Here is a 23,645-nt window from a genome sequence, read left to right on the forward strand (position 1 = left end):
TATGTCACTCCCTCCAAGACTACCCTACATCAACAAACAGCACAATAGGTGCCGGCAAGTAAATCTTAGCTTGACCGGTACCTATTGCCTATTTATTGATAAAACCTTTGTAGTGGCGTTTGATCAATTGGCTTTCGATTTGCTTCATCGTATCCAGCGCAACACCGATAACGATCAGGAGGGATGTTCCTCCAATTTGCGCAGATTGAGGCAAACCAGAAAGTGCCCCTAAGAATACAGGCAGAACGGAAATGACTGCCAAGAAGATGGCTCCGGCCATTGTCAAACGAGTCATGACACGGGTCAGATATTTCTCGGTTGCTTTACCCGGGCGAATGCCTGGGATGTAACCGCCGTTCTTTTTCATATTATCAGCCATCTGCTGTGGATTCATCTGTACGAAAGTATAGAAGAATGTGAAACCGAAGATCATCACGACATACAGCAACATACCCAGAGGTTTGTGTGTAGTCAGGTTTTGTCCGATCCACTGTGCCCAAAGGCGATCTGCCCAGAAGTTGGCGATGATCGTTGGGAACATCAACAGCGATGAAGCGAAGATGACAGGGATAACACCTGCTGCATTAATTTTCAGCGGGATATGTGTATTCTGTCCACCGTACATTTTGTTACCTACGACACGTTTAGCGTACTGTACCGGAATTTTCCGAATCGCCTGCTGAATGTAAATGACTCCTATGATGATCAACACAATAACAATTGCGATGATTACACCTTTAAGAATATTCATAAACAGTTGGTCAGGTTGAATGAAGTCAGATTCGATCGTTTGTTTGATAATATTAGGCACCGTTGATAGGATACCCGCAAAGATCAAGATCGAAATCCCGTTTCCTATGCCCTTCTCGGTGATCTGCTCACCAAGCCACATCAGGAATGAAGTACCGGCCGTAAGTACAATCGCAATCAAGATATAATCTGCAAATGTAGCGTTAGGCACCATCTCTGTATTGTACAAGCGGTTGAATCCGATCGACGTACCAAACGCTTGAATCAATGCCAGCCCGATGGTTAAGTAACGGGTCAACTGTGCAGATTTCTTCTTACCTTGTTCACCTTGCTTTGCCCACTCCGCTAATTTAGGAATAACGTCCATGGAAAGCAACTGTACTATGATAGACGCAGTGATGTAAGGCACGATCCCGAGCGCAAATATCGAGAACTGGAAGAGCGCTCCACCCGAGAACGTATTGAGAAGTCCAAAAACTTCTTTACCCGCAGAATTTGTCGCTTCGAACACATCTTTGTTAACTCCCGGTACGGGAACAAAGGAGCCGATGCGGTAAATGATCAGTACAAAAAGGGTAAATAATACCCTTTTGCGCAGATCTTCAACCCGCCAGATATTCTTTAGGGTCTTGAACATTAAATCACCTCAGTTGTACCGCCGGCAGCTTCAATTTTCTCAATAGCAGATTGAGAAAACTTGTTAGCTTTAACAGTCAGCTTCACAGTGACATCACCGTTACCCAGGATTTTGATTCCGGATTTAGCGTTTTTAACTACGCCGTTCGTCATCAAGAATTCTGGAGTTACTTCAGTACCCGCAGCAAAACTGTTCAGGTCTTCAGTATTCACAACTGCATATTCTTTGCGAGTTGGGTTTACAAAACCACGTTTTGGCAAGCGACGATACAATGGATTTTGTCCACCTTCGAAGCCTGGACGTACTCCACCGCCAGAACGAGCGTTTTGTCCTTTGTGACCGCGACCTGATGTTTTACCTGTACCACTACTTGGACCGCGACCAAGACGTTTACGTTCTTTGCGGGATCCAGGAGATGGTGAAAGCTCATGTAACTTCATCGTTCGTTGCACCTCCTTAAAGATTTGTGGGATTAACCCGTTATTAAGCTTCTACTTCTTTAACAGCAACCAAGTGGCTTACTTTGTTAATCATACCACGAATGGCAGGATTATCGTTTTGAACCACTTTGCTATTGATTTTGCGCAAACCCAATGTTTTCACAGTTGTTCTTTGCGTCTCCGGACGTCCGATCAAGCTGCGGACGAGGGTAATTTCTAATTTCGCCATGAGAATTCCCTCCTTAACCCAGAAGCTCTTCGACGGATTTTCCGCGCAGTTTAGCCACGTCTTCAGCACGCTTCAAACGGGACAAACCTTCCAAAGTCGCATTGACCATGTTCATGGAATTCGAAGAACCCAGAGATTTTGTCAAAATGTCACCTACACCAGCAAGTTCGAGAACCGCACGTACAGGACCACCAGCGATAACACCAGTACCTTCAGATGCTGGTTTCAACAGCACGCGTCCTGCGCCGAACTTACCTGTTACCAAGTGAGGAATCGATGTTCCTACGAGTGGAACGTGTACAAGGTTTTTCTTAGCGTCTTCAATACCTTTGCGAATTGCATCAGGTACTTCGCCCGCTTTACCGATACCAGCTCCAACCCAGCCGTTGCCGTCGCCGACTACAACCAGTGCGCTAAAGCTGAAACGGCGTCCGCCTTTTACTACTTTAGCTACGCGATTAATATTTACAACTCTTTCAGTCAGTTCCAAAGTATTCGGATCTACACGCAAGTCGTTAACCTCCTTTTGAAAAATATCTTAAAACTCAAGTCCTGCTTCACGAGCCGCTTCAGCCAAAGCTGCGATACGACCATGGTACAGATATCCGCTACGGTCAAATACGATGTTGGAAACACCTTTGTCTTTCGCACGTTTAGCAACGAGTTCGCCGACTTTACGAGCTGATTCAACAGATGCGCCATTTTTGATGTCAGTGCTCAATTCTTTGTCTACGGTAGACGCGGAAGCGATTGTTACACCAGCAACATCATCGATAATTTGAGCGTACATATGTTTACCAGAACGGAATACGTTCAAACGAGGACGTGCTGCCGTTCCTTGGATTTTCTTACGAACACGAAGGTGTCTTTTCAGACGAGCCTTGTTTTTATCTGGTTTCGTAATCATCTCAAAGATTCACTCCTTTCAGGTTACCTCGCTGGCTTCAAAGCAGAAGCCACGGGGTATATTAGAAACACACGAAGCAAGCAAGCCGAAAGCCGCGCAAAGGCGGTAAGAGAAATCTTATTTCTTCTTACCGGCTTTACCTTCCTTACGGATGATACGCTCGCCTTCATATTTAATACCTTTACCTTTGTACGGCTCAGGTTCACGAACGGAACGGATTTTGGCAGCGTAAGCACCTACACGCTCTTTATCGATTCCGCGAACGATGATTTTCGTATTCGAAGGTACTTCGAATTCGATTCCCGCTTCCGGTGTAATTTCAACCGGGTGAGAGTAGCCAACGTTCAGAACGATTTTATCTCCGGATTTGCTTGCACGATATCCGACCCCAACCAATTCCAGAGATTTTGCGAATCCTTCAGTAACGCCGCTCACCATATTGTTTACAACGCTACGCGTTGTGCCGTGCAAAGAACGATGAGTTTTGTTATCGGAAGGACGCACAACTGTGATTTCGTTATTTTCAACTGTAACCTTCATGTCTTTATGAAGCTCACGAGTCAAAGTTCCTTTTGGTCCTTTTACCGTAATAACGGTGTTGTCCAGGGTGATGTCTACACCACTTGGTACTGTGATTGGTTTGCGACCAATACGAGACATATGTTGCACCTCCTATCTTGTGACGTTATATTACCAAACGTAGCAAACGACTTCTCCGCCGGATTTCGATTGACGAGCTTCTTTGTCCGTCATGATACCTTTAGATGTCGAGATAATCGCGATTCCCAGGCCACCAAGTACACGAGGTACTTCGTTGCTTTTCGTGTAAACACGAAGACCAGGTTTACTGATTCTTTTCAGACCAGTGATAACGCGCTCGTTATTTTGACCGTATTTCAGGAAAACACGGATAATCCCTTGTTTGTTATCATCGATAACTTCAGCGTCACGGATGAAACCTTCACGCTTCAGGATATCGGCGATTTGTTTTTTCATTGTCGAAGCAGGCATTTCTACCGTTTCGTGACGAACAGTGTTCGCGTTACGAATACGAGTAAGCATATCTGCAATTGGATCAGACATAGTCATTGTGAGTTAACCTCCTTCCCGTTCAGGACTTTTTACCAGCTTGCTTTTTTCACGCCAGGGATCTGGCCTTTATAAGCTAATTCACGGAAACAAATTCTGCAAATTTTGAACTTTTGCAGGACCGAATGTGGACGTCCGCAACGCTCACAGCGTGTATATGCACGTACTTTAAACTTAGGTGTACGTTGTTGTTTAACTTTCATCGAAGTTTTTGCCACTTAGCCTGACACCTCCTAAATAATTTCGGAGAAAAGGGAGTCTTTCCAGACACCCGGAAACGTTATGCCAACATTACTTAACGAAAGGCATTCCCATTTGCGTGAGCAATTCGCGGGACTCTTCGTCTGTTTTCGCCGTTGTTACGATGACAATATCCATACCGCGGACTTTATCAACTTTATCATACTCGATCTCTGGGAAGATCAATTGTTCTTTCAGACCCAGTGTGTAGTTACCACGTCCGTCGAAAGCTTTGCTCGATACACCGCGGAAGTCGCGGACACGAGGAAGCGTAACGTTGAACAGTTTATCGAGGAAGAAGTACATACGCTCGCCGCGCAATGTTACTTTAACACCGATAGGCATATTCTCACGCAGTTTGAATCCTGCGATAGATTTTTTAGCACGAGTGATTACAGGTTTTTGACCTGCGATCAGTTGCAAATCGCTTACTGCGGAATCCAACACTTTGGAGTTTTGGACAGCGTCGCCCACACCCATGTTGATAACGATTTTCTCGATTTTCGGCACTTGCATTACCGTTGTATAGTTAAACTTCTGCATCAAAGCAGGAGCGATTTCTTGCAGGTAACGTTCTTTCATTCTTGATGCCATGAATCATAGCCCTCCTTTCTCATTCGGTTCAATTAGTCGATAATTTCTCCGGAACGTTTAGCAACGCGCACTTTCTTTCCGTTATCCAAAACTTTGTAACCTACACGGGTTACTTTTCCGCTCTTCGGATCGATGTGCATTACGTTGGAAACGTGAATCGGAGCTTCCTTCTCGATAATGCCGCCTTGCGGGTTTTGCTGGTTAGGCTTCTGGTGTTTTTTCACCATGTTAACACCTTCCACAAGGACGCGGTTCTCACGAGGATAAGCAGCGATGACACGGCCTTTTTTACCTTTGTCTTTACCGCTGATCACCATAACCGTATCTTCCTTTTTAACGTGAAGTTTGTTGTTATGGGATTCCAGAACTTTTTTCACTCTTGGCATTTCGTACACCTCCTGTTTCTAACATCACGAGATTAAGCTTTAGATAACTTCTGGAGCCAAGGAAACGATTTTCATGAAGTCTTTATCGCGAAGTTCGCGAGCAACTGGTCCGAAAATACGTGTTCCACGTGGGCTTCTGTCGTCTTTTACAACAACCGCTGCATTTTCATCAAAACCGATGTAGGAACCGTCTTTACGACGTACAGAACGTTTCGTACGAACGACAACCGCTCTAACTACATCACCTTTTTTGACAACGCCGCCTGGTGTTGCTTGTTTAACAGAACAAACGATCAGATCACCGATTTGAGCTGTACGACGTCCCGTACCGCCGAGTACGCGGATACACATCAGTTCCTTCGCACCGGAGTTGTCAGCCACAGTCAAACGTGTAAATGGTTGAATCATTTAGTATTCCTCCTTTCAGCAGTGCTGCTGAGCATTAGATGATAACCGCTTTTTCTACGATTTCAGTAAGTCTCCAGCGTTTATCTTTCGAAAGCGGACGAGTCTCCATGATTTTCACCGTGTCACCGATTTTCGCAGTGTTTTCTTCGTCATGTGCTTTGAATTTTTTAGTAACCTTAATGCGTTTATGGTACAAGTTGTGTTTTTTGTAAGTTTCTACAGCAACAACAATTGTTTTGTCCATTTTATCGCTGACCACTTTACCAGTTTGCACTTTACGTGCGTTACGTTCTTCGCTCATTGTTGGCCTCCTTCCTGATTACGGACGGATTGTACATCCTATCCCTAATTAACCGATTCCCAATTCTCTCTCACGGATAATGGTTTTAGCACGAGCTATTTCTTTCCGCACATCACGGATGCGAGTCGGGTTATCCAGCTGACCGGTAGCTAATTGAAAGCGGAGGTTAAAGAGTTCTTCTTTAAATCCGGCAATCTTTTGCTCGATTTCAGCAGAGGTTAGGTTGCGAAATTCACTAGCTTTCATTTGCTTCACCACCCAATTCTTCACGTTTCACGAACTTCGTTTTGATTGGCAGTTTGTGAGCGGCAAGACGCATTGCTTCGCGTGCAATTTCCTCCGGTACACCAGCAAGTTCAAACATGATCTTACCTGGTTTCACTACTGCAACCCATTTTTCTACGTTACCTTTACCGCTACCCATCCGAACCTCGAGAGGCTTTTGAGTGATTGGTTTGTCTGGGAAGATTTTGATCCAAACTTTACCACCACGTTTGATGTAACGAGTCATCGCAATACGAGCCGCTTCGATCTGACGGTTCGTAATCCAAGCCGGTTCCGTAGCTTGCAGACCGTATTCGCCAAAGTTCAGAGTCGTTCCGCCTTTAGCTTGGCCTTTCATATGTCCACGTTGTTGCTTACGGTGTTTTACGCGTTTTGGTACCAACATGATTAGTTGCCTCCTTCCTTAGCAGCTTGTTTCTTAGCCGTAGGAAGAACCTCTCCACGATAGATCCATACTTTTACGCCGATACGTCCGTAAGTAGTATGAGCCTCTGCTGTACCATAGTCAATGTCAGCACGCAGTGTGTGCAGTGGAACAGTTCCTTCGCTGTAGCCTTCAGAACGTGCGATCTCAGCACCGCCAAGACGTCCGCCTACTTGAGTTTTGATACCTTTAGCACCAGAGCGCATAGTTCTTTGAATTGCTTGTTTCAGAGCACGACGGAAAGAAACGCGACGTTCCAATTGTTGTGCAATGCTTTCAGCTACAAGAATAGCGTCCAGGTCTTGGTTTTTAATTTCAGAAATGTTGATGTGTACTTTTTTACCGCCAGCAATTTTCGTAATTTGGTTACGAAGATTTTCAACTTCCGAACCACCCTTACCAATAACCATACCTGGTTTAGCAGTGTGAATCGTTACGTTTACGCGGTTAGCCGCTCTCTCAATTTCTACACGAGATAAAGCGGAGTCTTTCAATTTATTTTTCAGGAATTCACGAATTCTCACGTCTTCCATCAAAAGATCACCGAAGTCTTTGCCTGCATACCACTTAGATTCCCAGTCACGGATAATTCCGACACGGAGTCCGACTGGATTTACCTTTTGGCCCACACATTTCCCCTCCTTCTACTTCTCAGATACCACCAAAGTAATGTGGCTAGTACGTTTGTTAATACGACTTGCACGTCCCATTGCACGAGGGCGGAAACGTTTCATTGTCGGTCCTTGGTTCACGTAAGCTTGCGAGATAACCAAGTTATTAACATCCAAAGAATAGTTATGTTCCGCATTCGCAATAGCGGAGTTAAGCAACTTCTCAACGATAGGAGAAGCGGATTTCGGAGTGTGACGGAGAATGGCAACCGCCTCACCTACTTGCTTGCCGCGAATCAAGTCAACAACGAGTTGAACTTTACGAGGAGCAATCCGGATAAACTTAGCATGTGCTTTTGCTTCCATTGTGTAACCTCCTCTCAAACATTAAAAGATGTTCATTTATCTTCTTGTTTTCTTATCATCATCAGTATGGCCTTTGTACGTACGGGTTGGAGCAAACTCACCCAGTTTGTGTCCGACCATGTCCTCAGTTACATACACTGGCACGTGTTTACGACCATCGTAAACGCCAAATGTGTGTCCGATGAATTGCGGGAAAATTGTAGAACGACGGGACCAGGTTTTGATTACGTTCTTCTTACCTGAAGCTTCCATCTCTTCTACCTTTTTGAGCATGTAGCCATCAATGAATGGCCCTTTTTTCAAACTGCGACCCATGTGGAGATCCTCCCTTCAAACGTAGCTATTATGCATCCGCAGATGCCTCACGAAGTTATGCACAGTGTGTATTACTTCGTGCGGCGGCGAATGATGTATTTATCAGAAGCTTTATTTTTCTTACGCGTTTTGTAACCAAGAGTAGGTTTACCCCATGGTGACATTGGCGATTTACGTCCGATTGGAGCACGACCTTCACCACCACCGTGTGGGTGATCGTTAGGGTTCATTACTACACCACGAACCTCTGGACGTTTACCCAACCAACGGCTACGACCGGCTTTACCGATTTTGATGAGCTCGTGGTCTTGGTTACCAACAGATCCGATTGTCGCGCGGCAAACTTTCAAAATACGACGAACTTCTCCGGAAGAGAGACGAACGGAAACGTATTTTTCTTCTTTACCAAGCAATTGAGCTTCTGTACCAGCAGCACGAACCAATTGTCCGCCTTTACCTGGTTTCAACTCGATGTTGTGGATAACGGTACCTACTGGAATGTTTTCGAGTGGCAGTGCGTTACCGATTTTGATGTCTGATTCAGGTCCGGAGAATACTTGATCTCCAACTTTCAAACCTTTAGGAGCGATGATATAACGTTTCTCACCATCAGCATAGTGAATCAGAGCGATGTTAGATGTACGGTTCGGGTCATACTCAATCGTAGCAACGCGGCCCGGTATTCCATCTTTAGTACGTTTGAAGTCGATGATACGGTATTTACGTTTGTGTCCACCACCATGGTGACGAACTGTAATTTTACCTTGGTTGTTGCGGCCTGCTTGTTTGCTCAGTGGGGCCAACAACGATTTCTCCGGCTGATTTGTGGTGATTTCCTCAAATGTAGAAACGGACATGTTCCGTCTTGCCGGGGATGTTGGTTTATACTTTTTGATTGGCACTGGGTTTCCCTCCTTACTTCAAAAATTCAATTATACAGTTTCAAAGAACTCAAGCGTTTTGCTGTCTTTTGTCAGCGTTACAAACGCTTTTTTCCATTCGCTAGTATATCCGGAATAACGTCCGTACCGTTTTGGCTTAGCTGGAACACGAAGCGTGTTCACGTTTTTCACTTTTACATTGAAAATAGCTTCTACTGCCTTTTTGATCTCGGTTTTGTTTGCACGGATATCGACTTCAAATACATATTTCAAGTCGTTCATCATGTCAGCAGTACGTTCCGTAATAATCGGACGTTTTACAATATCACGAGGATCCTTCATTACGCGAGCACCTCCTCTACCTTCTGAACTGCTTCTTTCGTAATGATCAATTTGTCGTGCGAAAGCACGTCAAGAACATTAATGCCGTCAGCAGCTACGAATTTCACGCCTGGAATATTCCGTGCGGAAAGAGCTACATTATCATCATAGCTAGGAGCTACGATCAAAGCTTTACGTCCCACTTTGAGGTTACTCAAGATGGCTGCGAATTCTTTAGTTTTAGGTGTGCTCAACGTGAGAGCGTCCAAAACGATAATGTCATTGTCAAGCACTTTGGATGAAAGGGCTGATTTGATCGCCAAGCGGCGAACTTTCTTAGGCAGTTTATACGCATAGCTCCGTGGTGTTGGACCAAATACGATACCGCCGCCTTTCCATTGTGGTGAACGAATTGAACCTTGACGAGCGCGACCTGTACCTTTTTGTTTCCAAGGCTTACGTCCACCGCCACGTACTTCAGAACGTCCTTTTACTTTGTGGGTACCTTGACGAAGGGAAGCGCGTTGCATAAGAACTGCATCGTACAGAACGTGTTGGTTCGGTTCAATTCCGAAAACCGCATCGTTCAATTCAACTTCGCCTACTTGGCTACCATCTACATTGTAAACTGATACTTTTGGCATTTTGTGTTCCTCCTTTCTTCAGTGGTTATTTTTTCACCGTTTCTTTAACTTTAATGAGACTGTTTTTCGGTCCAGGAATGGATCCTTTCACGAGCAACACGTTACGCTCAGCGTCTACTTTAACTACTTCAAGACGTTGGATTGTAACAGTATCATGTCCCATGTGTCCTGGCAGGCGTTTGCCTTTAGGAACGCGGTTAGCTTGGATCGAACCCATTGAACCTGGGCCACGGTGGTAACGCGAACCGTGTGACATAGGTCCAGTGCTTTGTCCCCAACGTTTGATAACGCCGGCAAAACCTTTACCTTTAGAAATACCCGTTACGTCAACGAATTCGCCTTCAGCGAAAATGTCAGCTTTCAGTTCTTGGCCAACTTCATATTCTGCGATGTTGATACCGCGAACTTCACGAACGTAGCGCTTAGGGGCAGTGTTCGCTTTTTTAGCGTGACCTGCTTCTGGCTTGTTAGCGTTTTTCTCTTTCTTATCGGAGTAACCGATTTGAATTGCTTCGTAGCCATCATTCTCAATATCTTTCTTTTGCAAAACAACACAAGGGCCTGCTTCGATAACCGTTACTGGTACAACGTTACCCTCAGGTGTAAATACTTGAGTCATTCCGAGTTTTTTTCCTAAGATTGCTTTCATGTTGACACCTCTTTTCCTTTATACATGGTCTTTGTTGTAGCTTATATTACAATTTAATTTCGATATCTACACCGGACGGTAGATCCAAGCGCATCAAGGCATCCACAGTTTGTGGAGTCGGGTTAACGATGTCGATCAAACGCTTATGTGTGCGTTGTTCGAATTGCTCCCGAGAATCCTTGTACTTGTGCACCGCACGAAGAATAGTAATGATTTGTTTTTCAGTAGGAAGCGGAATCGGACCGGATACACCTGCACCCGAACGTTTTGCTGTTTCAACAATTTTCTCCGCGGATTGATCAAGAATTCTGTGGTCGTAAGCTTTCAAACGAATACGAATTTTTTGCTTTGCCATTTTAGTCCCTCCTTCTATCGCCCAATTTTTTATCGGACATACTCCGTGAAAATTTTCTAGCCACTGTCCCATGGCAAAGGGGCCGGGTGTGCCAGTAACCTCTCACATCATCGCAACGTCACAGAACAACATTCATTATTATATAGAAAAGATGGGCGTATTGCAAGCATATTTAAGAAAAACATTTAAACTTATCTTTTCTGATGAAATGACTTCGTTTACTGCAGTGTTTTTCTTCAATATCCAGGCTGCCTTGCCAATCCTTCTAAACTCGTAAATGATGTTCCTTTCGCATGACGCAGGTTCCGAAACTTTACACATAATAAAAGAGTTCTTTATCCGATGTCGGATAAAGAACTCTTCCGAAGCTTCGTTACAATACACTGTTACTCGTTCCAGTACACTGTTGCATATGCTTTATTCAGCGTTAAGCCAAATTATTTTTGGATAGATGCTACGGAACCGGCACCTACTGTACGTCCGCCTTCACGAATGGAGAACTTAGTTCCTTCTTCAATCGCGATTGGGGAGATCAGGGAAACAGTAACAGTGATGTTATCACCAGGCATTACCATTTCAGTACCTTCAGGCAAGTTGATGATGCCTGTTACGTCAGTTGTACGGAAGTAGAACTGTGGACGGTAACCAGTGAAGAATGGTTTGTGACGTCCGCCCTCTTCTTTAGTCAGAACGTAGATTTGAGCTGTGAATTCTGTGTGTGGCTTAACAGAACCCGGTTTAGCCAATACTTGGCCACGCTCGATGTTGTTACGGTCAACACCACGAAGAAGTGCTCCGATGTTGTCACCAGCTTGAGCGGAATCCAGCAATTTGCGGAACATCTCAACGCCTGTTACAACAGATTTTTTAGTTTCTTCAGTGATACCAACGATTTCGATCTCTTCGCCGACTTTAACAGTACCACGCTCTACACGGCCAGTAGCAACAGTACCACGACCAGTGATGGAGAATACGTCCTCGACAGGCATCAAGAAAGGCTTGTCAGTTTGACGCTCAGGCAGTGGGATGTAAGTGTCGATCTCTTTGAACATCTCAACGATTTTTTGAGCCCACTCACCATCAGGGTTAGCCAATGCTTCACGAGCGGATCCACGAGTGATTGGAGTATCGTCACCTGGGAACTCATATTCGTTAAGAAGGTCGCGAACTTCCATCTCAACCAATTCCAACAACTCTTCGTCTTCAACCATGTCACATTTGTTCAAGAATACAACAATGTAAGGTACGCCTACTTGACGGGAGAGCAAGATGTGCTCACGAGTTTGTGGCATTGGGCCGTCAGCTGCGGATACTACCAAGATAGCTCCGTCCATTTGTGCCGCGCCAGTGATCATGTTTTTAACATAGTCGGCGTGACCTGGGCAGTCTACGTGAGCGTAGTGACGAGTGTCAGTTTCGTACTCAACGTGTGCTGTGGAGATAGTGATACCGCGCTCGCGCTCTTCTGGAGCTTTGTCGATTTGGTCGAATGCTACAGCAGCACCACCGTAAGTTTTGGACAATACAGTTGTGATTGCAGCAGTCAGAGTTGTTTTACCGTGATCGACGTGACCGATAGTACCGATGTTAACGTGGGGTTTATTACGTTCGTATTTAGCCTTTGCCATTTGAACGTGGCCTCCTTAAAATTATAATTTTATGTTTTCACTGAATGAAGTGCTCCGAATTAAATTCTTATGCACTTGCATCCAGTGTGAGAAAACTACTCGGTGCCTTTTGTTTTAGCAACGATTTCTTCAGCGATGCTCTTAGGAACTTCTTCATAGTGAGAGAGTTCCATGGAGAATACGCCGCGTCCTTGAGTACCGGAACGAAGAGTTGTAGAGTAACCAAACATTTCAGACAAAGGTACCTTAGCACGGATGATTTGAGCTCCACTACGGGAATCCATACCTTCGATGCGGCCACGACGGGAATTCAACATACCCATTACGTCACCCATGTACTCTTCTGGAACTGTTACTTCTACTTTCATGATTGGCTCAAGCAGAACTGGTTTACACTTGTCTTTTGCTGCTTTCAGCGCCATAGATCCGGCAATTTTAAATGCCATCTCATTGGAATCGACATCATGGTAAGATCCGTCTACGATTGTAGCCTTAACGTCTACAAGCGGGAATCCTGCAATAACGCCGTTTTTCATTTGCTCTTCAATCCCTGACAGTGCAGGTTGAATGTATTCTCTTGGAACGGAACCACCGACAACCTTACTTTCGAACTGGCTGCCTGTACCCGGCTCGAGAGGTTCGAACTCAACCCATACGTGACCGTATTGACCACGACCACCGGATTGACGTACGAACTTACCTTCAACGCGCGCTGGAGCACGGAATGTTTCACGGTAAGCTACTTGTGGTTTACCCACAGTAGTTTCAACCTTGAACTCACGACGCATACGGTCGATGATGATATCAAGGTGAAGCTCACCCATACCTGCCAAGATTGTTTGACCTGTTTCTTCGTCAGTATGAGCTCGAAGAGTTGGATCCTCTTCAGTCAACTTACCGAGAGCAACACCCATTTTATCTTGGTCAGCTTTGGTTTTAGGTTCAACGGCGATTTCGATAACCGGATCAGGGAAGTTCATTGACTCCAGGATAACCGGATTTTTCTCATCACATAGTGTATCACCTGTACCCGTATCTTTCAAACCTACGGCAGCTGCAATATCACCGGAGTAAACTTCAGTGATCTCTTGACGGCTGTTCGCATGCATTTGAAGGATACGACCGATACGCTCACGTTTGTTTTTAGTAGCATTCAATACATATGAACCGGATTGAAGAACACCGGAGTATACGCGGAAGAATGTCAATTTACCAACGTAAGGGTCAGTCATGATTTTGAATGCCAATGCGGAGAATGGCTCTTCATCAGAGGACTTACGAATTGCTTCAGTTCCATCTTCAAGATGACCAGTGATTGATGGTACATCTGTTGGAGCTGGCAAGTAGTCGATAACAGCGTCCAACATCAGTTGAACACCTTTGTTACGGTATGAGGATCCACAGATAACTGGGAAGATCTTAACATCTACAACACCTTTACGGAGTACGGATTTGATCTCATCAATTGTGATCTCTTCGCCTTCCAGGTATTTCATTGTCAAATCTTCGTCCAGTTCAGCAACGCGCTCAATCAACTCGTTGCGAAGTTCTTCAACTTGATCTGCAAATTCTGCAGGAATGTCGGTTTCTTCGATATCTTGTCCAAGATCATCTTTGTACATATGAGCTCTTTGTGCAACGATATCGATGATACCTTTGAAATCATTTTCAGCGCCGATTGGAAGCTGAATCGCAACAGCGTTCGCTTGAAGGCGATCACGCATGTCAGATACAACGTTCAGGAAGTCAGCACCGATGATATCCATTTTGTTTACATATGCGATACGAGGTACGCCGTACTTGTCAGCCTGTCTCCATACGGTTTCGGACTGAGGCTCAACGCCTTCTTTCGCACTGAATACACCAACTGCTCCGTCCAATACACGAAGGGAACGTTCAACTTCAACAGTGAAGTCAACGTGTCCCGGGGTATCAATAATATTAACGCGGTGGCCTTTCCAAGCAGCGGTAGTTGCAGCGGAAGTAATCGTAATTCCGCGCTCCTGTTCCTGTTCCATCCAGTCCATTGTCGCAGCGCCTTCGTGTACTTCACCGATTTTGTGCGTACGTCCTGTGTAGAACAAGATCCGCTCAGTTGTCGTGGTTTTACCCGCATCAATATGAGCCATGATCCCGATATTACGTGTATTTTTCAAGGAGAACTCTCTAGCCATGAAATGGGTCTCCCTTCAAAATTGAAGTTTTTTATTGTGAACTGAATCCTACCAACGGTAGTGAGCAAACGCTTTGTTCGCTTCAGCCATTTTGTGCGTATCTTCACGTTTTTTAACGGAAGCGCCTGTGTTGTTGGAAGCGTCGATGATCTCAGCCGCCAAACGCTCTTCCATTGTTTTCTCACCGCGGTTGCGGGAGTAGTTCACGAGCCAACGTAGTCCCAGAGCAGTACGTCTCTCTGGTTTTACCTCGATTGGTACTTGGTAGTTGGCACCGCCGACACGGCGAGCTTTAACTTCCAGGACTGGCATGATATTCTTGATAGCTGCTTCAAATACTTCCATCGGGTCATTACCCGTACGTTCTTGAATCAACTTGAACGCATTATACAGAATGCTTTGAGCAACACCGCGTTTTCCGTCGAGCATGATGCGATTGATCAAACGAGTAACCAACTTGCTGTTGTATACCGGATCAGGCAACACGTCTCTTTTCGTAACTGGACCTTTGCGTGGCATGGATATCCCCCTTTCTTTCTTGTTCAGCAGATCCTGTACCTTCCAGACTTAGGCCAGAAGGCTTTCAGGCTTACTGCTTATAATGGTTTAGGCTTTTTTAGCTTTTGGACGCTTCGCACCGTATTTCGAACGAGCTTGCATACGGTTGTTCACGCCTGCAGTATCGAGAGCTCCACGAACGATGTGATAACGAACTCCTGCAAGGTCTTTAACTTTACCTCCGCGGATCAATACCACACTGTGCTCTTGAAGGTTATGTCCGATTCCCGGGATATAAGCAGTTACCTCGAGACGGTTCGTCAAACGAACACGGGCATACTTACGAAGTGCAGAGTTTGGTTTACGTGGAGTCATTGTACCTACACGAGTGCAGACACCACGTTTTTGTGGGGCACTGATGTTAGTAGATTCACGTTTCAAAGCGTTGAATCCTTTTTGCAAAGCTGGAGATTTTGACTTCTCAACTTTTGCTTGACGTCCTTTACGAACCAGTTGGTTAATAGTTGGCATGTGATTGCCACCCCCTTCCTCAAATATTCATGTTTCTTTATAAACCTCTTTTCGCTAAGTCCACAGACCCAGGCGGTTCATAAAAAGACAAATGAAAAGTTTTTGCCTTGGAGAATCCCTAAAAGTTCTCGGACAAAAACGTTCCTTACACTATCATTTTACGACAGCAGCCATAGCTGCTCCCACTCCAATCCCGCAAGCCTTGCCGAGATTTTTCATTGTATCCACTTTCGTGTATTTCACATTGTGTTGTTCACACAGTGCAATGATTTTGGAAGTGAGCTGCGGATCACTATCTTCTGCGACATAGACTTCGGAAGCCATACCTGTCTGCACCATCCGCATGGTCTGTTTGGTACCAATTTTGACATGAGCATCTTGCAAGGCTTTTTCATTAGACATTGTGCATTCCTCCGAATATAAACCATGTACAATCAGCTGCCCACGCACCTTTGATATATTAGCATCTAGCGCAAGCAATGTCAATGCTAATCCTAAAACATTTTTTCAAAAGTTTTCGTACATCAGGAATCGTCCGCCTGTATTATACAAGCGTCCGCCTCCTGACGTACAAAACTTCCATTCTACTCATGTAGAGAAGAAATCTATTTAATCAACCGAAACTGGCTCGAGTTCTTCTACTGAAGATTGGCCATCTTCTGGCTCAGCAAATTTGATGCTGCGGTAACGGTGCATACCTGTACCAGCAGGAATCAATTTACCGATGATTACATTTTCCTTCAGACCGAGCAACTGATCGACTTTACCTTTGATCGCTGCATCTGTCAGTACACGTGTAGTTTCTTGGAACGAAGCCGCCGAGAGGAAGGAGTCTGTTTCCAGGGATGCTTTTGTAATACCGAGCAAGATTGGTTTTGCAACCGCTGGCTCTTTATCACTAAGAATCGCAATTTTGTTAGCTCTTTCGTACTCATGCGTATCTACGAACGATCCTGGCAACAACGTTGTATCCCCTGCATCTACGATGCGGATTTTACGCAGCATTTGACGGATCATAACTTCTACGTGCTTATCATTGATTTCTACGCCTTGGTTACGGTATACGCGCTGTACTTCCTGCAAAATGTAGTTTTGTACGCCACGTACGCCTTTAATGCGCAGCATTTCTTTTGGATCGATGGAACCGTCTGTCAACTCGTCACCCGCTTCAATTTCCATGCCTTCGCTTACGCGCACACGGGAACCGTAGGTAACGGAGTATACTTTAGATTCCGCTTCACCTTGAATTTCAATTTCACGACGATCTTTCGCTTCGCGAATCTCTTTAACTACACCATCAATCTCACTGATTGTTGCTTGACCCTTAGGATTACGAGCTTCAAACAACTCTTGGATACGCGGCAAACCTTGCGTAATATCGTCTCCGGCTACACCGCCGGTATGGAACGTACGCATTGTAAGCTGTGTTCCTGGCTCACCAATGGATTGTGCTGCAATAATCCCAACTGCTTCACCGATCTCCACGTGTTTACCTGTCGCAAGGTTGCGACCGTAACACTTCTTGCAGACACCATGACTTGCACGGCAGCTGAGTACGGAGCGAATTTGCAATTTGGTGATTCCCGCTTTGATGATCGCCTCTGCTTTATCGGAGTCAATCAATTCATTGCGACCTGCAATGATTTCTTTCGTTTCCGGATGACGAACTGTCTCGAAGCAATATCTGCCTTCAATACGGTCGTAGAGATCTTCAATAACCTCTTTACCATCCTGGATACGACTTACCGTAAAGCCTTTATCTGTACCACAATCATCATCACGCACAATTACGTCTTGGGCTACGTCTACGAGACGACGAGTCAGGTAACCTGAATCGGCTGTACGCAGGGCTGTATCCGCCAAACCTTTACGCGCTCCGTGAGTGGAGATAAAGTACTCGAGTACCGTCAGACCTTCACGGAAGTTCGATTTGATTGGGAGTTCGATAATACGACCGGATGGGTTGGCCATCAGACCACGCATACCGCCCAATTGGGTAATTTGCGATTTGTTACCCCGTGCTTTGGAGTCTACCATCATCATGATCGAGTTGTATCGATCCATGGATTTCATCAGAATCTCCGTGATGTCATCTTTGGATTTTGACCAGATATCAATGATACGGTCATAGCGCTCTTCATTCGTAATCAGACCACGACGGTACTGGTTCGTAACGATTTGTGCCTTTTCCTCAGACTGTCTAAGAATTTCAAACTTCTCAGGCGGAACGATAACATCAGATACCGCAACCGTAATACCGGCACGAGTAGAGTATGTGAATCCGAGTTGTTTGATTTTATCCAAAATAACGGCTGTTTCCGTTGTGTGATAAATTTCAAAACAACGTGCAATGATGGAGCCCAGATATTCTTTGCCGACACCGCCAGCCAGAGGAGCATTCATAATAGCTTCTCTGAGATCAGCACCTTTTTCATATACAAATGAGTGATCTGCAGTACCTTGGTACAGGTTCGCACGAGTCGCGTCATTGATATACGGGAAGCTTGCCGGGAAAATTTCGTTAAAGATAATTTTACCAATCGTTGTCAGCAACATTCCTTCTTGCTGTTCATCCGTGAAGCTTGTTTTACCAAGCGCCTTAACCGGAATAGCCACACGCGCATGCAGACCAGCAGTACCACGTTGGTATGCCGATACAGCTTCGTTAACTGTACGCAAGATCATACCTGTGCCCTTTTCTTCCTTGTTGTCCATAGTGAGGTAATAAGAACCAAGCACCATATCCTGGGAAGGAGTAACAACCGGTTTACCGTCTTTAGGGTTCAAAATGTTACCTGATGCGAGCATCAGGATACGTGCTTCCGCTTGAGCTTCAGCGGACAACGGAACGTGCACGGCCATTTGGTCACCGTCAAAGTCGGCATTGTATGCTGTACATACGAGTGGGTGAAGACGAATTGCTTTACCTTCAACGAGAATCGGTTCAAATGCTTGAATACCGAGTCTGTGAAGCGTAGGGGCACGGTTCAACAGAACCGGATGCTCCTTGATTACTTCTTCAAGAACATCCCATACTTCAGGACTTACACGCTCAACTTTACGTTTTGCGCTCTTGATGTTGTGGGCAAGGCCTTTATTAACGAGCTCTTTCATAACGAAAGGCTTGAACAGTTCCAGTGCCATATCTTTTGGCAGACCACACTGATACATTTTCAGGTAAGGTCCGACAACGATAACGGAACGACCAGAATAGTCAACCCGTTTACCGAGCAAGTTCTGACGGAAACGTCCTTGTTTACCTTTCAGCATGTGGCTGAGGGATTTCAAAGGACGGTTACCAGGACCCGTTACCGGGCGTCCGCGACGACCATTATCGATCAATGCGTCAACAGCTTCCTGCAACATCCGTTTTTCATTTTGTACGATAATATCTGGCGCGCCCAGATCAAGCAGACGTTTCAGACGGTTGTTCCGGTTAATTACACGGCGATACAAGTCATTCAGGTCAGACGTTGCAAAACGTCCACCATCCAGCTGTACCATTGGACGAAGTTCCGGCGGGATAACAGGAAGTACATCCATAATCATCCACTCTGGCTTGTTGCCGGAGTTGCGGAATGCTTCGATAACTTCCAGACGTTTGATTGCACGATTACGACGTTGCCCTTGCGCAGTCCGGAGCTCTTCTTTCAGGAACTCGAGCTCTTTGTCTATGTCAAGGTCTTGAAGCAATTTTTTAACCGCTTCTGCGCCCATGCCAGCCTGGAAACCATAGCCGTATTTTTCACGGTAGCTGCGGTATTCTTTCTCCGACAACAGCTGTTTTTTCTCCAGTGGAGTTTCTCCTGGATCAGTTACAACATATGATGCAAAATAAATAATCTCTTCGAGTGATCTTGGAGACATATCCAGCGCAAGACCCATACGGCTCGGAATACCTTTGAAGTACCAGATATGCGATACCGGAGCAGCGAGCTCAATATGGCCCATCCGTTCGCGGCGTACTTTCGCACGTGTTACTTCAACGCCACAACGATCACAGACAACGCCTTTATAACGGACGCGTTTGTATTTACCGCAATGACATTCCCAGTCTTTTGTAGGGCCAAAAATCTTTTCGCAGAACAGCCCTTCTTTTTCCGGTTTCAACGTACGATAGTTGATCGTTTCCGGTTTTTTCACTTCTCCGCGGGACCAAGAACGAATTTTCTCTGGGGAAGCAAGCCCGATCTTCATGTATTCGAAATTGTTGACGTCCAACAAGGAGCAACCCTCCTTAACCAATTCCTGTATTCTAGGTTACGCCCTCTCCGGCCGAAGCCGGAGCAAGACGCGAGCCTGATGAAAAACGCCGGTCATCATGCGCTCGAAGCGGTTATTCCGCTCCGACCTCTGTACCCTCAAGGTTGAGGCTGAGCTTATCGCTCGCAGCGTCATCTTCATCGTCCATTTCTCTCATTTCAATCTCTTGCTCATCTTCACTCAAAATCTTAACGTCCATACCCAAGCTTTGCAGCTCTTTGATCAATACTTTGAATGACTCAGGAACGCCCGGTTCCGGAACATTCTCGCCTTTGACGATGGATTCATACGTTTTAACCCGACCAACAACATCATCGGACTTAACAGTCAAGATTTCTTGCAGTGTATAAGCAGCACCGTATGCCTCAAGCGCCCATACTTCCATCTCCCCGAAACGCTGTCCACCGAATTGGGCTTTACCACCCAATGGCTGTTGCGTAACAAGTGAGTAAGGACCCGTGGAACGGGCATGGATTTTATCATCAACCATGTGTGCCAATTTGATCATGTGCATGACACCCACAGTAACTTCACGTTCGAACTCTTCACCTGTACGACCATCATACAGGACGGTTTTACCATTACGTTGCATACCTGCTTCTTCCATCGTATCGAAGACATCATACTCCTTCGCTCCGTCGAATACAGGTGTTGCTACGTGAATACCCAGTTGCATCGCGGCCATACCCAAGTGAACCTCGAGTACTTGACCGATGTTCATCCGGGAAGGTACGCCCAGTGGGTTAAGAACGATCTGAACCGGTGTACCGTCTGGCAGGAAAGGCATATCTTCTTCCGGCAAGATGCGGGCCACGACCCCTTTGTTACCGTGACGTCCGGCCATTTTATCACCCTCGGAAATTTTCCGTTTTTGAGCGATATATACACGAACGAGCTGGTTAACACCTGGAGGCAGCTCATCACCGTTTTCACGGGTAAATACTTTCACGTCTACTACGATACCATCAGTACCATGTGGTACACGCAAGGAAGTATCACGTACTTCACGTGCTTTCTCACCAAAGATCGCATGCAAGAGACGTTCTTCTGCAGTCAGCTCTGTTACACCCTTAGGTGTTACTTTACCAACCAGAATGTCGCCAGCGCTTATCTCAGCACCGATGCGGATAATACCGCGCTCATCCAAGTTACGCAACGCTTCTTCCCCAACGTTAGGGATGTCACGTGTGATCTCTTCAGGTCCGAGTTTGGTATCACGTGCTTCTGACTCATACTCTTCGATATGGATGGATGTATATACATCTTCCTTAACGAGTTTCTCACTGAGCAAGATCGCATCCTCGTAGTTGTAACCTTCCCAAGTCATGAAGGCAACAACGACGTTACGTCCCAGAGCCAATTCACCCATTTCCGTTGAAGGACCATCAGCGAGGATATCGCCAGCTTTGACAGCGGCTCCTCTTTTGACAATCGGACGCTGGTTAATGCATGTTCCTTGGTTCGAACGCATAAATTTGTGTAATTTATATTTAACGATATCGCCTTTGACTTCCTGACCATCCACTTCTTCAACACGACGGAGCCAAATTTCGTTCGCAGAAGAACGTTCAATAATTCCGTCATAATCGGAGACAATACATACACCAGAATCTTTTGCAGCTTTGTGCTCCATACCTGTTCCTACAAGTGGTGCTTTAGGAATCAAGAGTGGAACCGCCTGCCGCTGCATGTTGGATCCCATGAGTGCACGGTTGGAGTCATCGTTCTCAAGGAACGGGATAAGCGCTGTAGCGACGGATACAACCTGTTTAGGAGATACGTCCATGTAGTCAACTCGCTCACTCGGCATCGTAAGGATGTTATCCGACTGTTTGTTGTAACGTACAATGATCGCTTCTTCTTCAAAAGTACCGTCTTCGTTCAACTTCGCATTCGCTTGCGCGATGACATAGTTGTCCTCTTCGTCCGCTGTCAGGTAATCAATTTGCTCGGTTACAATACCTGTCTTCGGATCAACCCAACGATATGGAGCTTCAATGAAGCCATATTCATTCACACGGGCGAACGTAGACAAGGAGTTGATCAAACCGATGTTTGGTCCCTCTGGAGTCTCGATTGGACACATCCGACCATAGTGGGATGGATGGACGTCACGCACTTCCATACCTGCGCGTTCACGCGTCAAACCACCGGGTCCGAGTGCGGACAAACGACGTTTATGTGTCAACTCACCCAGTGGGTTCGTTTGATCCATAAACTGTGACAACTGGGAACTACCAAAGAACTCTTTAATCGAAGCAATAACAGGACGTATGTTGATCAATGCCTGTGGTGTAATTACGTTAGCATCCTGAATGGACATTCTCTCACGAACCACACGCTCCATACGGGACAAACCGATACGGAACTGGTTCTGCAGGAGTTCACCCACCGAACGCAAACGACGGTTACCCAGATGGTCAATATCATCCGTGCTACCAATTCCCTGCAGAAGGTTAAGGAAATAACTGATGGACGAAATAATATCCGCCGGCGTCACGTTTTTAACGGACTTGTCAATGATTCCATTGGCAATCAGTTTGACTACTTTACCATCTTCTGTTGGTGAGAACACATCAATCGTTTGCATAGGGATATCATTGGCATCCAAAACGCCGTTACCCACGTGATACGTGCGGAACCCAACGCTTTTCTCAAGATACGGCATGATCTCATCCAACAAGCGACGATCAACCATTTGACCTGCTTCAGCGATAATTTCACCTGTTTCAGCATCCACAAGTGACTCAGCCAAACGCTGGTTAAACAAACGGTTTTTGATGTGAAGCTTTTTGTTCATTTTGTAACGACCTACATTAGCCAGGTCATAACGTTTTGGATCAAAGAAACGAGCTACGAGCAAGCTTTTCGCATTATCAAGCGTTGGCGGCTCGCCCGGACGAAGACGCTCATAGATCTCAATGAGTGCTTTCTCCGTGGAATCCGTGTTGTCTTTGTCCAGTGTGTTGCGGATATATTCGTCATTACCGAGCAGATCCAGAATCTCAGCATCTGTGCCAAAACCAAGTGAACGCAGGAGAACCGTAACTGGTATTTTACGTGTACGGTCGATCCGGACGTAAACAACATCCTTCGCGTCCATCTCCAGTTCCAGCCAAGCGCCGCGGTTAGGAATAACTGTAGCGGTATACGTTTTTTTGGCGTTTTTATCTACTTTGGTACTGAAGTAAACGCTAGGAGAGCGAACCAACTGGCTGACAATAACCCGTTCCGCACCATTAATAATAAATGTGCCCGTGTTGGTCATCAGCGGGAAATCTCCCATGAATACTTCCTGCTCTTTGACTTCGCCGGTTTCCTTATTAATGAGCCGGACTTTGACCCGAAGCGGTGCTGCATAAGTAACGTCACGCTCTTTCGCGTCGTCTACTGTATACTTCGGTTCACCGAGACTGTAATCGATAAATTCCAAAATCAAGTTACCTGTAAAATCCTGGATCGGCGAGATATCCTGGAACATTTCGCGCAACCCTTCCTCCAAAAACCAATCATAGGATTTTTGTTGGATCTCGATCAGGTTCGGAACTTCGAGTATCTCGTTAATTCGTGCATAACTGCGCCGAGTGCGTCGACCATATTGAACAAGATGTCCTGCCAACTTAAACTCACCCCTCAATGTCTACTCACTTTAAAAATTTCGTTGCGAACCTCTGTTTGTAACCTTATAATGGTACACATACAGAGCAAAGCAATGCATC

29 protein-coding genes are annotated in these 23,645 nt (G+C 45.6%); all 29 read right to left on the minus strand.

Going from position 1 to position 23,645, the window contains the following annotated elements; translation table 11 throughout:
• Positions 1-88: 88 nt before the first annotated feature.
• The 29 genes from secY to rpoB all read right to left on the minus strand — a co-directional run bounded on the left by secY (position 89) and on the right by rpoB (position 23,545).
• Positions 89-1,387, minus strand: a complete 1,299-nt coding sequence (secY, locus tag FS628_RS29405) for a preprotein translocase subunit SecY (RefSeq protein WP_047841120.1) — start codon at positions 1,385-1,387, stop codon at positions 89-91.
• Positions 1,387-1,827, minus strand: coding sequence for a 50S ribosomal protein L15 (gene rplO, locus FS628_RS29410; protein ID WP_062836188.1), 441 nt, complete (start codon positions 1,825-1,827; stop codon positions 1,387-1,389). Before rplO ends, secY begins: the two co-directional genes overlap by 1 nt.
• A gap of 43 nt (positions 1,828-1,870) precedes the next feature.
• Positions 1,871-2,056 (minus strand): 50S ribosomal protein L30, encoded by a 186-nt coding sequence (gene rpmD, locus FS628_RS29415; RefSeq protein WP_017692092.1) that lies wholly within the window; start codon positions 2,054-2,056, stop codon positions 1,871-1,873.
• A 13-nt stretch (positions 2,057-2,069) separates the two neighbouring features.
• Positions 2,070-2,567, minus strand: coding sequence for a 30S ribosomal protein S5 (rpsE, locus tag FS628_RS29420; protein ID WP_017692091.1), 498 nt, complete (start codon positions 2,565-2,567; stop codon positions 2,070-2,072).
• Positions 2,568-2,594: 27 nt separating this feature from the next.
• The gene (rplR, locus tag FS628_RS29425) at positions 2,595-2,963 is read right to left on the minus strand and encodes a 50S ribosomal protein L18 (RefSeq protein ID WP_017692090.1); all 369 of its coding nucleotides are present in this window, start codon (positions 2,961-2,963) and stop codon (positions 2,595-2,597) included.
• 117 nt (positions 2,964-3,080) lie between these two features.
• Positions 3,081-3,623: a 50S ribosomal protein L6 gene (gene rplF / locus FS628_RS29430; RefSeq protein ID WP_017692089.1), complete on the minus strand. Its 543-nt coding sequence runs from the start codon at positions 3,621-3,623 to the stop codon at positions 3,081-3,083.
• A 30-nt stretch (positions 3,624-3,653) separates the two neighbouring features.
• Positions 3,654-4,052 carry a 30S ribosomal protein S8 gene (gene rpsH / locus FS628_RS29435; protein WP_017692088.1) on the minus strand — a complete coding sequence of 133 codons (399 nt, stop codon included), beginning with the start codon at positions 4,050-4,052 and terminating at the stop codon, positions 3,654-3,656.
• Positions 4,053-4,084: 32 nt separating this feature from the next.
• On the minus strand, positions 4,085-4,270 hold the full coding sequence (locus FS628_RS29440) for a type Z 30S ribosomal protein S14 (RefSeq protein WP_013312154.1): 186 nt from the start codon (positions 4,268-4,270) through the stop codon (positions 4,085-4,087).
• Positions 4,271-4,343: 73 nt separating this feature from the next.
• Positions 4,344-4,886 (minus strand): 50S ribosomal protein L5, encoded by a 543-nt coding sequence (gene rplE, locus FS628_RS29445; protein ID WP_062836185.1) that lies wholly within the window; start codon positions 4,884-4,886, stop codon positions 4,344-4,346.
• Positions 4,887-4,918: 32 nt separating this feature from the next.
• Positions 4,919-5,272 carry a 50S ribosomal protein L24 gene (rplX, locus tag FS628_RS29450; RefSeq protein ID WP_017692086.1) on the minus strand — a complete coding sequence of 118 codons (354 nt, stop codon included), beginning with the start codon at positions 5,270-5,272 and terminating at the stop codon, positions 4,919-4,921.
• A gap of 39 nt (positions 5,273-5,311) precedes the next feature.
• Positions 5,312-5,680, minus strand: coding sequence for a 50S ribosomal protein L14 (gene rplN / locus FS628_RS29455; RefSeq protein ID WP_017692085.1), 369 nt, complete (start codon positions 5,678-5,680; stop codon positions 5,312-5,314).
• Positions 5,681-5,714: 34 nt separating this feature from the next.
• Positions 5,715-5,981, minus strand: a complete 267-nt coding sequence (rpsQ, locus tag FS628_RS29460) for a 30S ribosomal protein S17 (RefSeq protein ID WP_017692084.1) — start codon at positions 5,979-5,981, stop codon at positions 5,715-5,717.
• Positions 5,982-6,029: 48 nt separating this feature from the next.
• Positions 6,030-6,227: a 50S ribosomal protein L29 gene (rpmC, locus tag FS628_RS29465; protein ID WP_017692083.1), complete on the minus strand. Its 198-nt coding sequence runs from the start codon at positions 6,225-6,227 to the stop codon at positions 6,030-6,032.
• Positions 6,217-6,651, minus strand: a complete 435-nt coding sequence (rplP, locus tag FS628_RS29470) for a 50S ribosomal protein L16 (protein ID WP_017692082.1) — start codon at positions 6,649-6,651, stop codon at positions 6,217-6,219. The genes rpmC and rplP overlap by 11 nt, the downstream gene beginning before the upstream one ends.
• 2 nt (positions 6,652-6,653) lie before the next feature.
• Positions 6,654-7,319, minus strand: coding sequence for a 30S ribosomal protein S3 (gene rpsC, locus FS628_RS29475; protein WP_145326569.1), 666 nt, complete (start codon positions 7,317-7,319; stop codon positions 6,654-6,656).
• Between the two features lie 15 nt (positions 7,320-7,334).
• Entirely contained in the window at positions 7,335-7,667 is a 333-nt protein-coding gene (gene rplV / locus FS628_RS29480) for a 50S ribosomal protein L22 (RefSeq protein WP_024633583.1), read from the minus strand.
• Positions 7,668-7,703: 36 nt separating this feature from the next.
• On the minus strand, positions 7,704-7,982 hold the full coding sequence (gene rpsS / locus FS628_RS29485) for a 30S ribosomal protein S19 (RefSeq protein ID WP_062836183.1): 279 nt from the start codon (positions 7,980-7,982) through the stop codon (positions 7,704-7,706).
• A gap of 71 nt (positions 7,983-8,053) precedes the next feature.
• The gene (rplB, locus tag FS628_RS29490) at positions 8,054-8,884 is read right to left on the minus strand and encodes a 50S ribosomal protein L2 (protein ID WP_017692078.1); all 831 of its coding nucleotides are present in this window, start codon (positions 8,882-8,884) and stop codon (positions 8,054-8,056) included.
• A 30-nt stretch (positions 8,885-8,914) separates the two neighbouring features.
• On the minus strand, positions 8,915-9,205 hold the full coding sequence (gene rplW / locus FS628_RS29495) for a 50S ribosomal protein L23 (RefSeq protein WP_017692077.1): 291 nt from the start codon (positions 9,203-9,205) through the stop codon (positions 8,915-8,917).
• Positions 9,205-9,828: a 50S ribosomal protein L4 gene (gene rplD / locus FS628_RS29500; protein ID WP_017692076.1), complete on the minus strand. Its 624-nt coding sequence runs from the start codon at positions 9,826-9,828 to the stop codon at positions 9,205-9,207. Before rplD ends, rplW begins: the two co-directional genes overlap by 1 nt.
• A 25-nt stretch (positions 9,829-9,853) precedes the next feature.
• Complete coding sequence (gene rplC, locus FS628_RS29505; protein ID WP_024633587.1) at positions 9,854-10,477, minus strand: 50S ribosomal protein L3; 624 nt, start codon at positions 10,475-10,477, stop codon at positions 9,854-9,856.
• A gap of 46 nt (positions 10,478-10,523) precedes the next feature.
• Positions 10,524-10,832, minus strand: coding sequence for a 30S ribosomal protein S10 (rpsJ, locus tag FS628_RS29510; RefSeq protein ID WP_017692074.1), 309 nt, complete (start codon positions 10,830-10,832; stop codon positions 10,524-10,526).
• A 437-nt stretch (positions 10,833-11,269) separates the two neighbouring features.
• The gene (gene tuf, locus FS628_RS29515) at positions 11,270-12,460 is read right to left on the minus strand and encodes an elongation factor Tu (RefSeq protein WP_062836181.1); all 1,191 of its coding nucleotides are present in this window, start codon (positions 12,458-12,460) and stop codon (positions 11,270-11,272) included.
• Between the two features lie 95 nt (positions 12,461-12,555).
• Positions 12,556-14,634, minus strand: a complete 2,079-nt coding sequence (fusA, locus tag FS628_RS29520; protein WP_145326570.1) for an elongation factor G — start codon at positions 14,632-14,634, stop codon at positions 12,556-12,558.
• 48 nt (positions 14,635-14,682) lie between these two features.
• Complete coding sequence (gene rpsG, locus FS628_RS29525) at positions 14,683-15,153, minus strand: 30S ribosomal protein S7 (protein ID WP_018753997.1); 471 nt, start codon at positions 15,151-15,153, stop codon at positions 14,683-14,685.
• A gap of 87 nt (positions 15,154-15,240) precedes the next feature.
• On the minus strand, positions 15,241-15,663 hold the full coding sequence (gene rpsL / locus FS628_RS29530; protein ID WP_017692070.1) for a 30S ribosomal protein S12: 423 nt from the start codon (positions 15,661-15,663) through the stop codon (positions 15,241-15,243).
• Positions 15,664-15,816: 153 nt separating this feature from the next.
• Positions 15,817-16,065, minus strand: a complete 249-nt coding sequence (locus FS628_RS29535; protein ID WP_047841123.1) for a ribosomal L7Ae/L30e/S12e/Gadd45 family protein — start codon at positions 16,063-16,065, stop codon at positions 15,817-15,819.
• A gap of 207 nt (positions 16,066-16,272) precedes the next feature.
• Positions 16,273-19,887, minus strand: coding sequence for a DNA-directed RNA polymerase subunit beta' (gene rpoC / locus FS628_RS29540; RefSeq protein WP_145326571.1), 3,615 nt, complete (start codon positions 19,885-19,887; stop codon positions 16,273-16,275).
• A 112-nt stretch (positions 19,888-19,999) separates the two neighbouring features.
• On the minus strand, positions 20,000-23,545 hold the full coding sequence (gene rpoB / locus FS628_RS29545) for a DNA-directed RNA polymerase subunit beta (protein ID WP_145326572.1): 3,546 nt from the start codon (positions 23,543-23,545) through the stop codon (positions 20,000-20,002).
• Positions 23,546-23,645 lie beyond the last annotated feature (100 nt).

It is taken from the genome of Paenibacillus xylanexedens, from assembly GCF_007676705.1.
In the GTDB taxonomy this organism is placed as follows: Bacteria; Bacillota; Bacilli; order Paenibacillales; family Paenibacillaceae; genus Paenibacillus; species Paenibacillus xylanexedens_C.

Excerpts from the sequence above, each read along its gene's own strand:
- secY (WP_047841120.1), bottom strand. The coding sequence starts at position 1,387 with ATGTTCAAGACCCTAAAGAATATCTGGCGGGTTGAAGATCTGCGCAAA.
- rplO (WP_062836188.1), bottom strand. The coding sequence starts at position 1,827 with ATGAAGTTACATGAGCTTTCACCATCTCCTGGATCCCGCAAAGAACGT.
- rpmD (WP_017692092.1), bottom strand. The coding sequence starts at position 2,056 with ATGGCGAAATTAGAAATTACCCTCGTCCGCAGCTTGATCGGACGTCCG.
- rplR (WP_017692090.1), bottom strand. The coding sequence starts at position 2,963 with ATGATTACGAAACCAGATAAAAACAAGGCTCGTCTGAAAAGACACCTT.
- rplF (WP_017692089.1), bottom strand. The coding sequence starts at position 3,623 with ATGTCTCGTATTGGTCGCAAACCAATCACAGTACCAAGTGGTGTAGAC.
- rpsH (WP_017692088.1), bottom strand. The coding sequence starts at position 4,052 with ATGACTATGTCTGATCCAATTGCAGATATGCTTACTCGTATTCGTAAC.
- rplE (WP_062836185.1), bottom strand. The coding sequence starts at position 4,886 with ATGGCATCAAGAATGAAAGAACGTTACCTGCAAGAAATCGCTCCTGCT.
- rplX (WP_017692086.1), bottom strand. The coding sequence starts at position 5,272 with ATGCCAAGAGTGAAAAAAGTTCTGGAATCCCATAACAACAAACTTCAC.
- rplN (WP_017692085.1), bottom strand. The coding sequence starts at position 5,680 with ATGATTCAACCATTTACACGTTTGACTGTGGCTGACAACTCCGGTGCG.
- rpsQ (WP_017692084.1), bottom strand. The coding sequence starts at position 5,981 with ATGAGCGAAGAACGTAACGCACGTAAAGTGCAAACTGGTAAAGTGGTC.
- rpmC (WP_017692083.1), bottom strand. The coding sequence starts at position 6,227 with ATGAAAGCTAGTGAATTTCGCAACCTAACCTCTGCTGAAATCGAGCAA.
- rplP (WP_017692082.1), bottom strand. The coding sequence starts at position 6,651 with ATGTTGGTACCAAAACGCGTAAAACACCGTAAGCAACAACGTGGACAT.
- rplV (WP_024633583.1), bottom strand. The coding sequence starts at position 7,667 with ATGGAAGCAAAAGCACATGCTAAGTTTATCCGGATTGCTCCTCGTAAA.
- rpsS (WP_062836183.1), bottom strand. The coding sequence starts at position 7,982 with ATGGGTCGCAGTTTGAAAAAAGGGCCATTCATTGATGGCTACATGCTC.
- rplW (WP_017692077.1), bottom strand. The coding sequence starts at position 9,205 with ATGAAGGATCCTCGTGATATTGTAAAACGTCCGATTATTACGGAACGT.
- rplD (WP_017692076.1), bottom strand. The coding sequence starts at position 9,828 with ATGCCAAAAGTATCAGTTTACAATGTAGATGGTAGCCAAGTAGGCGAA.
- rplC (WP_024633587.1), bottom strand. The coding sequence starts at position 10,477 with ATGAAAGCAATCTTAGGAAAAAAACTCGGAATGACTCAAGTATTTACA.
- rpsJ (WP_017692074.1), bottom strand. The coding sequence starts at position 10,832 with ATGGCAAAGCAAAAAATTCGTATTCGTTTGAAAGCTTACGACCACAGA.
- tuf (WP_062836181.1), bottom strand. The coding sequence starts at position 12,460 with ATGGCAAAGGCTAAATACGAACGTAATAAACCCCACGTTAACATCGGT.
- fusA (WP_145326570.1), bottom strand. The coding sequence starts at position 14,634 with ATGGCTAGAGAGTTCTCCTTGAAAAATACACGTAATATCGGGATCATG.
- rpsG (WP_018753997.1), bottom strand. The coding sequence starts at position 15,153 with ATGCCACGCAAAGGTCCAGTTACGAAAAGAGACGTGTTGCCTGATCCG.
- rpsL (WP_017692070.1), bottom strand. The coding sequence starts at position 15,663 with ATGCCAACTATTAACCAACTGGTTCGTAAAGGACGTCAAGCAAAAGTT.
- FS628_RS29535 (WP_047841123.1), bottom strand. The coding sequence starts at position 16,065 with ATGTCTAATGAAAAAGCCTTGCAAGATGCTCATGTCAAAATTGGTACC.